The organism is Caballeronia sp. NCF2, assembly GCF_023631205.1.
Lineage (GTDB): Bacteria > Pseudomonadota > Gammaproteobacteria > Burkholderiales > Burkholderiaceae > Caballeronia > Caballeronia zhejiangensis.
Genome location: NZ_JALQDN010000065.1, coordinates 178,142 through 192,662 on the forward strand (window position 1 = coordinate 178,142; position 14,521 = coordinate 192,662).

Consider the following 14,521-nt stretch of genomic DNA (forward strand, 5'->3'; position numbering starts at 1 on the left):
GAATTCAGGCTGCCAGTTCGATGACGAGATTGAGATCGGGATCGACGCGCGCGACATGCGACGCCTTCAGCACCGCGCAACTGCTGTGTTCTTCGATGACCGCCGGCCCTTCGATCGTCGCGCCGACCGGAATCTGCGTGCGCGCGAACACCGGCAGCGTGCGCGCGTGGCCATCGAAATACACTTCGCGGGTGCGAACCGGCTGCGGCAGCGCGCCACCATCGGCGCTCGCGACCGAGCCGCGCCAGCCGGTCGTCGTCACGAGTTGCAGACGCACGTTGGCGACCACGACCGGCTTGTCCTTGCTGATGAAGTTCCATTGCCGCAGATGCGCATCCTCGAAGGCGTGCGCGAGCGCCGCACGGATGCCCACTGCGTCCGCCTGCACTTCGACCGTGATGACATCGGGCTGGCCGGCGTAGCGGCAATCGGCGAGACGCACGACCTTCACGCCCTGCGCTTCGACGCCGTGACGCTGAAGCTCTTCCATGCCAAGCGCTGCCAGTTCATCGAGCGCGGCGTTCAGAGTCGCGTCGTCGATCATCGCGAGATCGCTTTCCAGCGGACGCTGATAGTCGTATTGCTGATCCGCGACCGTCATGCCGAACGCGCTGAAAAGACCCGGCAGCGGCGGAATCACCACGCGCCGGATACCCATTTCGTGGGCGAGATCGACCGCGTGCACCGGCCCCGCGCCGCCGTAGCAGATGTACGAGAACTCGCGCGGGTCGTAGCCGCGCTCGACTGTCATGATGCGGATGGCCTGCGCCATCAACGCGTTCGCGACCGAGCGCACGACCTGCGCGGCTTCGGGCACGGAGACGCCGAGCGGCTGCGCGATGACTTCATCGACGACGCGCCATGCCGCCTGCGCATCGAGCTTGAATTCGCCGCCGAGGAAGCTGTCGGGATCGATATAGCCGAGAACCAGATTGCAGTCCGTGACGGTCGGGCGCGTGCCACCGCGCCCGTAGCACGCCGGTCCGGGATCGGCGCCCGCGCTCTCCGGTCCGATGCGCACGCCGCCGCCCGCGTCGATCCACACGATCGAGCCGCCGCCCGCGCCGACCGAATCGATGTCGATGCTGGGCGAGCGCACGGTGTACGTGTGCAGCAGGCTCTTGTTGCGCAGTTCGGGGCGCGAGTCGCGGATCAGCGAAACATCGAAGGTCGTGCCGCCCATGTCGCCGAGAATCGCGTTCTTCAGCTCGCTCTTCTCGCAGTTGCGGATCGCCGCCGAGACGCCGCCCGCCGGGCCGGATTCGAGCAGCACGATCGGCTTGTCGGCGACCATGGCCGGACTCGCGAGCCCGCCGTTCGACTGCATGAAAAGGAATTTTCCCGCGAAGCCATGCTGCGCCAGCGCGCTGATGAGCCGGCCGATGTAGCGCCCGCAGACCGGACCGAGCATCGCGTTGATGACCGTCGAGCTCGCGCGCTCGTATTCCATCGATTCGGGATTCACTTCGTGCGATGCACACACGAAGCGCTCGGGCAGCAGACGGCGCAGCGTTTCGACGGCTTCGCGTTCGTGCCGCGGATTGACGTGCGCGTGCAGAAAGCACACGGCGACGGCTTCGATATCCGACGCGCGAATCTCTTCGGCGAGCGCTTCGAGCTGCGCGTGATCGAGCGGCGTTTCGATGCTGCCGTCATGGCGCAGGCGCTCGTTCACTTCGAGCCGCCAGCGGCGCTCGACGAGCGGACGCGGATTCTCAAACAGCAGATCGTAAAGATCGGCGCGGTCGTGACGCGACACGCGCCTTAGTTCGAGGATGTCGCGAAAGCCGCGCGTGGTGACGAGCGCGGTCTTCGCGCCGGTGCCCTCGACGACCATGTTGGTCGCCATCGTCGTGCCGTGGCCGATGAACGATACGTCGGCGCTGTCGGTGCCCGAGAGTTCGAGAATCTTGCGAAAGCCTTCAATCGTGCCGATGACGCGATCCTTCGGCGTCGTCGGCACCTTGGTCGACCAGATGCGCCCTGCTTCGTCGTCCACCATCACGACATCGGTGAAGGTGCCGCCGACATCGAGTCCGATTCTTTTCAATTTGCCTCTCTCCTGTGGATGCGTGATTTCTGCTGCGCTTGCCGAGGCCGCGTGAGTTCCGGCATGATCGAGCCGCGCCGTCGAGCGCCCGGCTGTGACGAACATCGACCGAGCCAGTTTAAAGAGGCATCGGCGCGGCCAGATAATGAAACGTTCCGATCAGGTGAGACGTTGGAGTTATATCGGTGATAACCAGTATCGATGCGATATTGAGGCGGCTGCGCGGCAATCACGTCGCGCTTTTGATCGCGCTCGACGACCATGGTTCGCTGCGCAAGGCGGCGCAACAGGTGTCGCTCTCGCAGCCCGCGACGACCAAGTCGCTGCGCGAAATCGAGGCGATGTTCGGCACTGAACTGTTTGCCCGTTCGCCGCGCGGCATCGTGCCGAACGAACTCGGGCGCTGCGTGATTCGTCACGCGCGCGCGGTGCGTTCGGAGATCGGCGCGCTGCGCGACGAGCTTGCGGCCATCATGCGCGGCGGCGGAGGGATGCTTGCCATCGGCGCGGTGATGGGTTCGATGCCCGAGTGGCTCGCGCCCATCCTGCGTGCGCTGCGGCAAGTGCAGCCGGACGTGTCCGTCGAGGTCTGGGAGGACAACAGCGCGCGTTTGCTGTCGATGCTCGATCAGCGTCTGCTCGATCTCGTCATCGGGCGGCCGAGCATCAGCGTTCACCCTGAGGCTTACGATTTCATTCCGCTCGAAGTGGAGGAAGTGTGTCTCGTGGTCGATGGCGCCGATCCGCTCGCGAGCGTGCAGCGCCTGACGCTCGAAGCGCTTGCGGACAATCCGTGGATCGTGCCGCAAGCCGCCCTGCCGATGCGCTCGCTGCTCGAACAGCTTTTCGACGACGCGGAGGTTCCTTTTCCGCGATACGCGATCGAAACGTCATCGACGTTCGCGACGTTGTCGTTATTGCGCGCCAGCGCGGGGACCGTTGCGCTGATGCCACTGAAGGTCGCGCGATACTTTCAGGCGCACGGCATGATGGCGGTGCTGCCGATCCGTATCGAGCGACGTGGCGCGCCGTACGGGATCGCAACGCGTCGCGGCGCTACGCCGACGGCGCCGGTGCAGAGGTTCATCGAGTTATGCAAAGAGAAGCGCGACGAGCAGCTTCGACGCAATGAGCTTTAACGAGGAACGTCGGTTCAATGCGACGACACATAAGGCGACGGCCCCGCCTCCGGCACCGCGAAATGCCGCTTCATTCGTCGTAATTCTTCCGAAGGCGTGCCGCCGAAAAGCCGCTTGAATTCGCGGCTGAACTGCGATGCGCTCTCATAGCCGACTCGCGCGCTCGCCGCCGCAGCCGTCATGCCTTGCCGCGCCATCAATAGCCTCGCCTGATGCAGTCGCGTCGACTTGATGTACTGCAGCGGAGAAGTATTGGTGGCCGCCTTGAAGTGCATATGAAAGGACGGCACGCTCATGGCCGCTTCCCTTGCGAGCGTTTCGATCGTCAGCGCCTCGGCATAGCTCGAATGGATCTTGCGCAGCACCTTGGAAATGCGCCCGAAATGTCCATCGAGGTCAAGCGCGGCGCGCATCGAAGCGCCCTGCTCGCCGATAAACACGCGAAAGTAAATCTCGCGCACCAGCGTCGGCCCCAATAGCGCGGCTTCGAGCGGATCGCGCATTGCGTCGAGAAAGCGCAGCATGGTTTCGCCGAGCGCCAGATCGAGCCGCGTCGTGGCCATGCCGCCCGGCTCGCCGGGCACCACGCCATTGCGCTCGTCGATCTGCAGCAATACATCGGCGGCGAGCGTCGCATCGAGACGCACGTACACCGCGAGCAACGGTTCGTCGGCGGTGGCGTCGGTTTCCATCGAGAACGGCAGCGGCAACGCGACAGCCAGATAGTGCTGCGCATCGTAGACATACACCTTGCTGCCGAGGTAGCCGCGCTTGCGGCCTTGCGCGATGACGACGATACCCGGCTCGTACAGCACCGGCGTACGCGTGAGCGGACGGTTCGATCGCAACAGGCGAATGTCCGGCATCGGCGTCGCGTTATAGCCTTCGTTCGGCGCGAGTTCCAGCAGCCGACTCACCATCGAAGCGTGCACGCGAGCGAGTGCGGCGGCTTCGGTTTCCATCGTCGGCAATTTGGGCGGGCGGTGCGTTTTCATGCGTCGAGTTCGATAAAGGCGTGTTCATAGAATCGGGCAAGCTTTGCAGACGATCACGCGTTCTCGTCGCGTTGCCATATGCCTAACATTCGATCATGCAAGTCAACTCACCTCGGAGAACAAGCATGATCGATGTACTCAATCCCGCCGACGGCACGCTCGTCGGGCAAGTCGAACATCATTCGGAAGCGCAGGTGCACGCCGCCATCGACCGCACATGCGCGGCCTTTCCGGCGTGGTCGCGCACATTGGCACGCGAACGAAGCGCACTGCTGCGCGCATGGTTCGACCTCGTCAGCGCCGACAAGACCGCATTCGCCGAACTGATGTGCCGCGAGAACGGCAAGTGCATGTCGGAAGCCTTCGGCGAAATCGACTATGGCCTGGGCTTCGTCGAATGGTACGCGGAGGAAGCGAAACGCGTGTACGGCGATACCATCCCCACGCACGCGAAAGACGCAGCGGTGATCGTCACGAAAGAGCCTGTCGGGCCGGTTGCGTCGATCACGCCGTGGAACTTCCCGTTCATGATGATTACGCGCAAGGTCGCGACCGCGCTCGCGGCGGGTTGCACGATCCTCTTGAAGCCTGCCGAGGAAACGCCGCTGACCGCATACAAGCTGCTCGAATACGCGCGCCGCGCCGGCATTCCGGAAGGCGTGTTCGAAATGGTGACGGGCGACCCCGTTCAGATCGGCAAACTCATCACCGACGATCCGCGCATTCGCAAGATCTCGTTCACGGGTTCGACCGCGGTCGGCAAGCTGCTCGCCGCGCAGTGCGCCGGCACGCTGAAGACAATGACGATGGAACTCGGTGGCAACGCGCCCTTCATCGTCTTCGACGATGCCGATCTCGACGAAGCCGCGAAAGCGCTCGTGTCCGCGAAGCTGCGCAACAGCGGACAGGTCTGCATTTCGCCGAACCGCGTGTATGTGCAGGCGAGCATCCACGATGCGTTCGTTCAGCGCGTCAAAGCGCTCGTCGAAGCGATCCCGGTCGATCAAGGGCTGCAGGACCGGTTCGTCGTCGGTCCGCTGATCAATCGTGCGGCCATCGACAAGGTCGGCAAGCTGGTCGACGATTCGCGCGAACGCGGCGCGAAGGCCGTGCTCGGCGGACATGCGCACGCGAAAGGCGGACTCTTCTATGCGCCCACGATTCTCGTCGATGTCGCGGACGATATGCCGATCGCATCGACCGAAATCTTCGGTCCCGTCTTTCCGATCTATCGCTTCTCGACCGAAGCAGAAGTCATCGCACGCAGCAACGACAGCGAATATGGACTCGTCGCCTATGCGTTCACCCGCGATCTGGGCCGGTCGTTCCGGCTGTCGCGCAACATCGAGGCGGGCATGGTGATTCTGAATTCCGGCTCGGTCGGCACGGCTTCGGTGCCGTTCGGCGGCGTGAAGCAATCCGGTTACGGACGCGAAGGCAGTCATCATGGAATCGAGGAATATGTGCATGTGAAATACACGCTGATGGCCGGTCTCGCCTGAACCACGCGAGGCGCGGCTTCGCGATGCCGCGCTTCGTGTCATCGCCGATTCAACGTACCGGCAATTGAGCCGTGTCCGCAGGGCTCGCGCACTGCACTTCGTAATGACGCTGACGAATGAGCCGATCCTGCCGCAGTCCCCAAAAATAGGTAACGGCAAGGCAGGGCAACAGCGAAACGATCGAATACCCGACGCCCGCAAGCGGGTTGCCCGTCAGATTGACGAGCGAAAGACTGATGAGCGGAAGAAACCCGCCGAACAGCACATTGCCGAGTTGTTGCGACAATCCGAAGCCCGTGGTCCTGCTTTGCGGTGGAAAACATTCGGCGATGAACGCGGGCAGCGGCGCCATGATCATCGCGGTCAACACGGCGAGCAGCGCGACGAGCAGCGTCGCCGTGACCCAGCCGCCCGCGAGCGCATTCGTCCTGATGCCCGCGAATGCCGGATACGCTGCGAGTATCCAGAGCACGATGCCGATCAGCATCACGCGCGCCCGGCCGATCGCATCGGACAGACGGCCGAACGCCGGATAAAGCGGCGCGGCCACGACGATAGCGACGCCAAGGCAGAGATTTGCGCGCGACGGATCGACCTTCAACACGTTCTGCAGGAAGTACAGCATGTAGACGGTCGACGTATAAAGCGATACCGACGTTCCACCTTGCGCGCCGAACATCGCGACGAGAATCGCCTTCCACGACGTCGCGCTCGACAACGTGTCCTGCAGCGGCGATTTCGACAGACGGCCCGCCTCTTTCATCTCCGCGAACACGGGCGTTTCCTTCATGCCGAGCCGGATCCATGTCGCCACCGCGACGATCGGCGCCGAGATCAGGAACGGGACGCGCCAGCCCCACGATTCGAATGCCGCTGCATCGAGCGCGAACTTCAGCGCCGACACGATAGCGAGCGCGAGCAAAAGGCCGAGGCTCGCGGTGCTTTGCAGCACGCTCGTCGCCATGCCTTTGCGGCCCGCGGGCGCATGCTCCATGACGTAGACGACCGCGGAGCCGTATTCGCCGCCGAGCGCGATGCCCTGCATCACGCGCAGCGCGATGAGGCCGATCGGCGCAAGCAGGCCGGCCATCGCGTAGGTCGGCAGACAGCCGATGCCCACCGTCGCGATACCCATGATCGCGAGCGTGATGACGAAGGTCTTCTTGCGTCCGATGCGGTCGGCCATCGGGCTGAAGATGATCGTGCCGAGCGGCCGCGCGACATACGCGATGCCGAACGTGGCGACGCCCGCCATCGCGGCGACCGTGCGATCCGTCGATGGCAGGAACAAGTGCGTCAGCGTCGATGTCAGCGCGACGTAGACGAAGAAATCGTAGTACTCGAGCATCGTGCCGAGGCTCGATGTCGCGATGATCCGCAGCATGCCGGGCTTTGAATGTCGCGCGCCGGAAGTCGTGGACATGGTCGTCTCCTGTGGTTCAGTTCGTGAGGCCCCGCGCGATCGACGCACTGGCCGTAAGGCGCATCACATGTGCGTGCGCTTCTTCGCCGCTTGCTGCGCGAGAAACCGGTCGACAGCCTCCTTGTGCTCGCGGCCGCACAACAGAATGGCCTGCATGCTCGCCGCCATTCCGAGCGTCGTTTCAAGCGATGCATCGGCCGCTTCGCGCACGAGCCGCTTCGCCATGCGCAGTGCAGTCGGCGGGCTGTGCGCGATGCGTTTCGCCAGCGACAACGCTTCGGTGTCGAGCGCATCCTCCGGCACGACCTTCGAGACGATGCCGAGCTTGAGCGCCGCTTCAGCATCGATGAACTCGCTGGTCAGCGTCAGTTGGAGCGCCTTCGCATAGCCGACGATGCGCGCGAGAAACCACGATCCGCCGATGCCCGATACAAGTCCCAGCCGCAAGAAGCTCTCTGCGAAAACGGCTTTCGTGCTCGCCACGCGGATATCGCACATCAACGCGAGATCGCAGCCCGCTCCGACTGCGGCGCCATTGACCGCGCATACCGAAGGCACATCGAGACCGCTCAATGCGCGCGTGATCCGGTGCAAGCTGCAATGCAAGCGGTCGCGCACGTCTTCGACGCTGCCGCTCATCAGGTCGCTGCCGCTTTGCATGTCCTTCACGTTGCCACCCGTGCAGAAATGCCGCGACGACGAACGCAGCAGGACGCAATGCACGTCGCCCCGGTCGTTGATCTCTTCGAGCGCATCCGACAGCGCCTCTGTCATCGCGACGTTCAGCGCGTTGCCGTCGCTTGCGCTGTTGAGCGTGAGCACGAGCACGCCGTCGTCGAGGGATGACTCGACCAGCGAACCCGAATCGTTTGAATAAGCTGACACGACAAAGTCTCCTGATAGTTTCGCCGGCAACTACCGGTTCTGGAATGCGGCCTGACGACGTTCGAGAAACGCGGCCATGCCTTCTTTCTGATCGGCGAGCGCAAAGCCCGCATGAAATAGCCTTCGCTCGAACAACAGACCTTCCGACAGCGAGGACTCGAACGCACGATTGACGGCTTCCTTGATCGCGACGATCACCGGCAGCGAATGACGCGCGATCTGCTCGCCGACGCGCATCGCTTCGTCGATCAAGCGCTCGCGAGCGACGACCATCGACACGAGTCCATATGCCAATGCCTCGCTTGCGTTGAAGGATTCGCCGGTCAGGCACGCGAGCATCGCGGTCGATTTGCCCACCGCGCGCGGCAGACGCTGCGTGCCGCCCGCGCCCGGCACGATGCCGAGCTTGATTTCGGGCTGGCCGAAGAGCGCATCGTCCGCGGCGATGACGATGTCGCACATCATCGCCAGTTCGCAGCCGCCGCCGAGCGCATAGCCGCCTACCGCAGCGATGATCGGCTTGCGGGCCATGCGGATGCGGTCCCAGCTTCGTCCGATGTAGTCATCCGAGAATGCGCTCGCGTAATCGAGCTTCGACATCGCGACGATGTCGGCGCCGGCGGCGAAGGCCTTGTCGGACCCTGTCAGAACGATTGCGTGAATTTGCGGATCGGCTTCGTTGCGCAGCAGGACGTCGATGAGCTGATCCATCAACGCGTCGGTCAGCGGATTGAGCGGGTTATCCGACGCGAGACGCATGAGCGCGACCTGGCCGCGTCGTTCGCTCCGTATGATCGCGGCGCTCATGCGCTCACCTTGCGGTCTTCATCGCAGGTCTCGCGCGTTTCGCGGCCCAGGCGGATCACGCCCGCGTTCAGCAGTTCCGCGATCTCGCTTTGGGCGAAGCCGTATCGCTCCAGCATCTGCAGCGTGTGCTGGCCCGTCAGCGGCGCTGGCACGTCGGGCACGCTTGCGCGGTCGGATGGACCGAGCGCGAAGCCGTGCGTACGCATGATTCCCGCGACCGGATGATCGATCGTCTGCGCCAGTCCGCATTCGGCGTATTCCGCCGTTTCGATGACATCGCCGTAGGTTGCGACGGGCGAGCACAGAATGTCCCGCGCTGCGAGCCGTTCCATCCACTCCGCGGTCGGGCGTTCGACGAAACGCGCCGCGAGCATGTGATGCAGCGCCTTGCGATGGCGCACGCGATCGTCGTTGGTGGCGAAGCGCGGATCCGCTGCGAGTGCGGACGATGCGAGCACCTCGCACAGCGCGCGCCATCGTTCCGGATGATAGGCGACGACCATCATCCAGCCGTCCTGCGTCGCGAACGCTTCGTTCGGGCACGCATAAGGCGCGGCGCTGCCGGTTTTTTCCGGCTCGCGGCCGGACGCGAAATACGCAGCGAAGCCGATCTGCTGCAGCATCAGCGTCGCGTTGTAGAGACTCACGTCGAGATGCTGGGCACCGCCGCCCGCGCGAACCTGATGCAGCGCGCCGAGAATCGCGATCGATGCGAGATAGCCGCCCATCATGTCGGCAACGGGAATCGGGACTTTCAGCGGCTCGGCGTTCGTCGTGCCGAGCGTGCTCATCAGACCGCTGACAGCCTGGATCACGCCATCGACGCCCGGCCGCTTGCGATTCGCGCCCGTCTGACCGAAGGCGGAGATCGAGCAGTAGACGAGCCGGGGATTCAACTGACGCAGTGCGTCGAAGTCGAGTCCCATCGATGCCATCACGCCCGGCCGAAAGTTTTCGACGAGCACGTCGGCCTCGCGCAACATGCGGCGAACGGCTTCGCGCCCCGCGTCGGTTTTCAGATCGATCGCGACGCTGTACTTGTTGCGGTTGACGCTGATGAAGGCCGGGCTTTCACCGCTGATCCACGGCGGGCCGATGCGCCGCCCGATCTCGCCGTCGGGCGGCTCGATCTTGACGACGTGCGCGCCGAGATCGGCGAGTGTCATCGAGCAGACCGGACCGGCGAGGACATGCGAGAAATCGATCACCCGCACGCCGTTGAGGCTGTCTCTTGGCATTTGTGATTGTCCTGTCTCGTGACTCGTCACTGCGACGAATCATGCCGACGAGAATAGGTACTCACCGGCCTTCCGGACAATCGACAATTTAGAAACGAGCCTTTGACTTTTTGTTAAAGGGTCGGCGATTCGTGAGCGCTATTCGTTGAGCAACGAGTGCAGCCATCGGCGGAAAATCTTCAGTGCATCGGATTGCGGACGCGCCGTCGGCCACGCGAAGTAGTACGTGTGATTGCCGCGGTCCAGCTCGAATGAAAACGGAGCGACGAGCAGACCGCTTTCGAGTTCGCTGCGCACCAGCGCCTTCTGCGCGATCGCGACGCCGTGCCCTTCGATCGCTGCCTGATACGCGAGCAGCGACGTTTCGTAGCGCATCTCGCGGCGTCGCCCGCTCAATGGAAGGCCCGCAGCCTTCAGCCACAAGGTCCAGTCTTCAGGGCGTGCGAGCGTGTGCAGAAGCGTTTCGCCCTGTAACTGCGAGCGCGCCTTGACCTGTCTCGACGGCGCGGCGACAGGCACCAGTTCGTTCGCGATCAGACGTTGCACGCGCAGACCGGGCCACTTGCCGTCGCCTAGCTGAATGCCGGCGTCGATATCCTCACGCGCGAAATTGAGCGGAGCCGGTGATGTCGTCAGTTGCACGTCGATGTTTTCATGCAGCCGATGAAAGCTCGCGAGACGCGGAATCAGCCAGCGCACCGCGAATGTGGCGGGCGAGCGGATCTTGAGCACGCGGGCGCGCCGTTCCGACGAACGCAGACTGTCGGTGGCTTCACGCAGCGCTGCGAAGAGCGGCATCAACTCCGCCAGATACCGGGCACCCGCCGAGGTCAGCTCAAGCCGTCCTTTCACACGCTCGAACAGATCGACGCCCAGATAGGCTTCGAGCGTGCGTACCTGCCGGCTGACGGCGGCGGGCGTCACGGCCAATTCGTCGGCGGCCTTGGAAATACTCAGCAGGCGCCCGGTCGCCTCGAACGCCCGGGTCGGATTCAACGGGGGAAGCAGTGCGCGACGTTCCATAGCCTGTCCGTGTGGAAGCATGTCGGGATTGTGGCGCGAAAATGGTCGAGTTCGGTAGGAGCCACTCGCCGGATAGTTGAATACTGAAGCGCCGCCGGTATCGACTGCCGCGCGATCATCGTGAGCAAAGCCGCTTTCCTGTCCCGACAAGGCCGCCTCGCAGCGCATATTCCGTTCCCGGAGAACGGGATAACAATCCTTTAACGGTGTTGCTAATCGATTAATTAAAATCAATCTTCTGACGATTGATCCGGTGAAGACGCGCGCCTAGACTGAAATCATTGAAGGCAACGAGAGCCTTGGAGACATCAAGGCCTAAAAAGATGAGCACCTTCGAAATCCAAGAAGGCATTCGAGAGATCAATCTTTCCTATCTCATCCTGGCGCAGCGAATCTTGCGCGAGGACCGCGCGATCGGCATGTTTCGCCTCGGGCTATCAGCCGAGGTTGCCGATCTGCTGATGAGCCTCTCGCTGCCCCAAGTCGTGAAGCTCGCCTCTTCCGATCAGCTGTTATGCGCGTTCCGCTTCAACGATCACATGCTGCTCTCCGCGCTGACGCAACCTCCGAAGCACGCCGACATCGCTTCGACGCATGCTGCGGTTCTATTGGCAGGCCAACCCGTCAAACTGCTGATCTAAGGCGCCGTCCTCCATGAACCTCATTGCAAAGAAAAGCCTGACCGAAGAAGCGCAAGAGGTGTTTCGCGCAGTCGCGCTCATCGAACTCGGTGCGCGCATGCAGGTCCTCGAAAGCGAACTCACGCTCTCGCGCGAACGTCTCATCCGTCTTTATCGTGAAGTGCGAGGCGTGTCGCCGCCAAAGGGAATGCTGCCTTTCTCCGCGGACTGGTACATGCCGTGGCTTTCGAACATTCACGCGTCGCTATTCTTCAACACTTATCTGTTCCTCAAGAACGAAGCGAGCTGCTCGCACCTCGATGCGCTGACCAAAGGATATCGGCTGTATCTGGAGCACTGCACGCGCAACGACGCCGAACCGGTGCTCGACCTGACGCGCGCCTGGACGCTCGTGCGTTTCTTCGAGGCGGAGATGCTGCAATTGACGCCCTGCTGCCGCTGCACCGGCAAGTTCGTCGCGCACAAGCATGACTTGCAGCACGGCGTCGTGTGCGGCGCCTGCCAGCCGCCGTCGCGTGCGGGCAAGACGAGGAAAGCGGCGGCACGCGCGGCCGTTCAGGCTTTTGCGTCGGTGACTGACGAGAATGTGATCGATCCGGCCGCGCTACCCATCTCCGCTGAAGCAGCTTGAGCCGTATGTTCAATCGCTTCGGGAGTCGTGATTCAGCGAATGCGCGTTCCATACTTTCCCGATCAACCACTGGAACAGCGAGTGGCCTTGTTCGTGCTCGGCGGGCATCGGAGTCGCGAGCTTGCCGAGCTTATCCTGCCGATACGCCAGAAGCTCGCACATTTGCTTCGCTACTTCCGGATGATCTTTGAGAAACGACGTCATGTCGTCCTTGGCCAGCTGAAATAGAACCGATGGCGTGAGCGTCGAGATCGATACTTGCATCGCGATTCCGGCGAGCAATCCCGCTTCCCCGAATGCTTCGCCCGGCCCGATGCGAGCAACCTCGCGAGCGCCTGCCGCTTCGACGACCGCGACCGAGAGCACGCCCGAATGCACGATCGACAAGCTATCGGGCACGGTGTCGGGCGCCAGGATCTGATGATTCGCCTGATATTCGTGTCGCGACAAACGCTTCGCGAGCCGCGTTATTTCCTCGCCTGAAAGGCTGTCGAACAAGTCGACGCGTCTTAACAAGGCTTCTTTTTCATCTCTCGATGCAAGCGCGGGCGCCGCTACGCCCAGCGCGCGCCATGCCACGCCAGCCGCGGTGAGATGGCGGTAGCAGAGGTCGAAGAGCTCGTTGCATACGGCGAGCTTTTTGTTCATGTCGTCGACGAAGGCCACCACTTCATACTGGACCGAGTTCGTCGTCGTGCGCTTCATGCGCGCGTATGGGGCCGGCGTCGCGAGAATCAGATTACAACCGGTAAGCGCGCGCCCGAGTCCGTCCAGCACGGTCTTCGGCCGCGCCTCGGGTTCGATCTCGAGGACGATCGATATGCCGTGGACGTCTCCCGGTCTGCTGTTATTGGTGATTTTCGCCTTCGCCGCGACAGCGTTAGGGACGATGAGCGTATTGCCTTGCCCCGTCAACAGATGTGTCGCGCGCCAGTTCATCTCGACGACCTTGCCCTCGACGTCGTCGATCGTCACCCAGTCACCTATCGCGTAGGGTTCCGTCGTGTTGATGACGATGCCCGCGAATACATCGCTGAGCGTGCTCTGGATAGCGAGGCCCAGCACGATCGCCAGTGCGCCCGATGTCGCAACGAGGCCGCGTACCGGCAGTTCGAGCACGAAGCCGAGCGCCGCCACGGCCGCCGCGAGAAACACCACAGCACCGAAAACATCCGAGAACAGCCGCTGTTTTCTCCAGGCGCGTGGAAGCAGCAGCGTGTCGAGTGAGAGCGTGAGCAGGCGCGCGCCCATCAACCACCAGATGATTTCGAGAATTTGCCCCGCCCAATGCAATTCGACGACGTCGGCGAACGGCGCCTGCGTGAACGGACTCAGACCCGACGAAAAGAGTACCCAGCTCAACAGAAAAAAGAGCGCGAGCCGTATGAAGAGCCGGGCCAGGTCGTTGTCGGGCAATCGCGCGCGCCATACGATCACGTCGATTGCGACGATGCCGAAGCCCAGAAGCAAAGGGTATTTCACGGATGCTCCTCTCGAGGAACGACTTCGAGAGAATACACATTTGCTGGCAACGCGCGCTAGCCACGGCTCGCACGCCGATGCGTCACAGGCGCTTCGGCGCCTCGTACCACTTCGGATGAAATGCCTTCACGAGCGGACCATCCGTACGAAGCGCGTGACATCCGTCGAGCTGGAACGGCCGCATGGTGCCGCTCGCGTTGATTTCCTCGCTCATCGTCTGAAATGCGGCGGTGGCCACCGCGCCGATGAGTTCGGTCAGATGCGTGCAGCCGCGCAAGCCGCCGAACAGGTTTCTGATTTCGCGCATGAAGCCCGGCGCGAGCTTCATGCCTTCGAGCTTGCGATAGTCGGGCGCGATCGTTTCGCAATGGCCGACATACGGCACGATGATCGATTCGGCCTTCGCCTCGCGGATGACGAAATCGACGCCGATGGTCATGCGCAGCATCATCTCGTGTACCGGATCGCCCGCCTTGACGATCACGCCATGGGAATCGCGATCGTATGACTTCGTGTCGCGCAGATGGCCTTCGATGTCGTAGAGGCCATCCGCGCGTCTGAAGCCTTGCAGCGTGATCTGGCGCGTGTGCAGCGGCACGCGATCCATCGTCACAGCGTGCTCGCGAGATCCGGCACGACCGAGAACAGATCGCCGACGAGACCGTAATCGGCGACACTGAAGATCGGCGCTTCGGGGTCTTTGTT

Annotated in this window: 13 protein-coding genes and 1 pseudogene; 4 read left to right on the forward strand and 10 right to left on the reverse strand. The window is 62.8% G+C overall.

What is annotated here, in order from left to right:
- Positions 1-4 precede the first annotated feature (4 nt).
- Positions 5-2,050, reverse strand: coding sequence for a hydantoinase/oxoprolinase family protein (locus NCS02_RS26600; RefSeq protein ID WP_250520085.1), 2,046 nt, complete (start codon positions 2,048-2,050; stop codon positions 5-7).
- 185 nt (positions 2,051-2,235) lie between these two features.
- On the opposite strand from NCS02_RS26600, the gene NCS02_RS26605 reads away from it, so the two are divergent.
- Positions 2,236-3,189: a LysR family transcriptional regulator gene (locus NCS02_RS26605; protein ID WP_250456877.1), complete on the forward strand. Its 954-nt coding sequence runs from the start codon at positions 2,236-2,238 to the stop codon at positions 3,187-3,189.
- Positions 3,190-3,203: 14 nt separating this feature from the next.
- Here the strand turns inward: NCS02_RS26605 and NCS02_RS26610 are convergent, their stop codons facing one another.
- Positions 3,204-4,184 (reverse strand): AraC family transcriptional regulator, encoded by a 981-nt coding sequence (locus tag NCS02_RS26610; protein ID WP_008346866.1) that lies wholly within the window; start codon positions 4,182-4,184, stop codon positions 3,204-3,206.
- A gap of 125 nt (positions 4,185-4,309) precedes the next feature.
- Here NCS02_RS26610 and NCS02_RS26615 point away from each other — a divergent pair, with 125 nt between their 5' ends.
- Entirely contained in the window at positions 4,310-5,686 is a 1,377-nt protein-coding gene (locus NCS02_RS26615) for an NAD-dependent succinate-semialdehyde dehydrogenase (RefSeq protein WP_250520086.1), read from the forward strand.
- Between the two features lie 49 nt (positions 5,687-5,735).
- Here the strand turns inward: NCS02_RS26615 and NCS02_RS26620 are convergent, their stop codons facing one another.
- The 5 genes from NCS02_RS26620 to NCS02_RS26640 all read right to left on the reverse strand — a co-directional run bounded on the left by NCS02_RS26620 (position 5,736) and on the right by NCS02_RS26640 (position 11,062).
- Complete coding sequence (locus tag NCS02_RS26620; protein ID WP_250520087.1) at positions 5,736-7,109, reverse strand: MFS transporter; 1,374 nt, start codon at positions 7,107-7,109, stop codon at positions 5,736-5,738.
- A gap of 63 nt (positions 7,110-7,172) precedes the next feature.
- Positions 7,173-7,994, reverse strand: a complete 822-nt coding sequence (locus NCS02_RS26625; RefSeq protein ID WP_250520088.1) for an enoyl-CoA hydratase-related protein — start codon at positions 7,992-7,994, stop codon at positions 7,173-7,175.
- Between the two features lie 30 nt (positions 7,995-8,024).
- The gene (locus NCS02_RS26630; RefSeq protein WP_250520089.1) at positions 8,025-8,801 is read right to left on the reverse strand and encodes an enoyl-CoA hydratase-related protein; all 777 of its coding nucleotides are present in this window, start codon (positions 8,799-8,801) and stop codon (positions 8,025-8,027) included.
- Positions 8,798-10,039: a CaiB/BaiF CoA transferase family protein gene (locus tag NCS02_RS26635; RefSeq protein ID WP_250520090.1), complete on the reverse strand. Its 1,242-nt coding sequence runs from the start codon at positions 10,037-10,039 to the stop codon at positions 8,798-8,800. The genes NCS02_RS26630 and NCS02_RS26635 overlap by 4 nt, the downstream gene beginning before the upstream one ends.
- Positions 10,040-10,177: 138 nt before the next feature.
- Positions 10,178-11,062 carry a LysR substrate-binding domain-containing protein gene (locus tag NCS02_RS26640; protein WP_008346873.1) on the reverse strand — a complete coding sequence of 295 codons (885 nt, stop codon included), beginning with the start codon at positions 11,060-11,062 and terminating at the stop codon, positions 10,178-10,180.
- A 323-nt stretch (positions 11,063-11,385) separates the two neighbouring features.
- Between NCS02_RS26640 and flhD the strand changes: the two genes are divergently transcribed.
- Entirely contained in the window at positions 11,386-11,703 is a 318-nt protein-coding gene (flhD, locus tag NCS02_RS26645) for a flagellar transcriptional regulator FlhD (protein ID WP_250523358.1), read from the forward strand.
- A gap of 22 nt (positions 11,704-11,725) precedes the next feature.
- Positions 11,726-12,334: a flagellar transcriptional regulator FlhC gene (gene flhC / locus NCS02_RS26650; protein ID WP_033535835.1), complete on the forward strand. Its 609-nt coding sequence runs from the start codon at positions 11,726-11,728 to the stop codon at positions 12,332-12,334.
- Between the two features lie 9 nt (positions 12,335-12,343).
- Here the strand turns inward: flhC and NCS02_RS26655 are convergent, their stop codons facing one another.
- The 3 genes and pseudogenes from NCS02_RS26655 to NCS02_RS26665 all read right to left on the reverse strand — a co-directional run.
- Positions 12,344-13,816: a mechanosensitive ion channel family protein gene (locus NCS02_RS26655; protein WP_033535811.1), complete on the reverse strand. Its 1,473-nt coding sequence runs from the start codon at positions 13,814-13,816 to the stop codon at positions 12,344-12,346.
- A gap of 82 nt (positions 13,817-13,898) precedes the next feature.
- Positions 13,899-14,423: a DUF2889 domain-containing protein gene (locus tag NCS02_RS26660; RefSeq protein ID WP_175981697.1), complete on the reverse strand. Its 525-nt coding sequence runs from the start codon at positions 14,421-14,423 to the stop codon at positions 13,899-13,901.
- A 2-nt stretch (positions 14,424-14,425) separates the two neighbouring features.
- Positions 14,426-14,521 (reverse strand): annotated as a pseudogene (locus NCS02_RS26665) (electron transfer flavoprotein subunit alpha/FixB family protein); the annotation flags it as partial.

Bases quoted from the DNA above. Each gene is read 5' to 3' on its own strand.
- NCS02_RS26630 (WP_250520089.1), bottom strand. From the start codon at position 8,801: ATGAGCGCCGCGATCATACGGAGCGAACGACGCGGCCAGGTCGCGCTC.
- NCS02_RS26615 (WP_250520086.1), top strand. From the start codon at position 4,310: ATGATCGATGTACTCAATCCCGCCGACGGCACGCTCGTCGGGCAAGTC.
- NCS02_RS26620 (WP_250520087.1), bottom strand. From the start codon at position 7,109: ATGTCCACGACTTCCGGCGCGCGACATTCAAAGCCCGGCATGCTGCGG.
- NCS02_RS26635 (WP_250520090.1), bottom strand. From the start codon at position 10,039: ATGCCAAGAGACAGCCTCAACGGCGTGCGGGTGATCGATTTCTCGCAT.
- NCS02_RS26610 (WP_008346866.1), bottom strand. From the start codon at position 4,184: ATGAAAACGCACCGCCCGCCCAAATTGCCGACGATGGAAACCGAAGCC.
- flhD (WP_250523358.1), top strand. From the start codon at position 11,386: ATGAGCACCTTCGAAATCCAAGAAGGCATTCGAGAGATCAATCTTTCC.
- NCS02_RS26640 (WP_008346873.1), bottom strand. From the start codon at position 11,062: ATGGAACGTCGCGCACTGCTTCCCCCGTTGAATCCGACCCGGGCGTTC.
- NCS02_RS26660 (WP_175981697.1), bottom strand. From the start codon at position 14,423: ATGGATCGCGTGCCGCTGCACACGCGCCAGATCACGCTGCAAGGCTTC.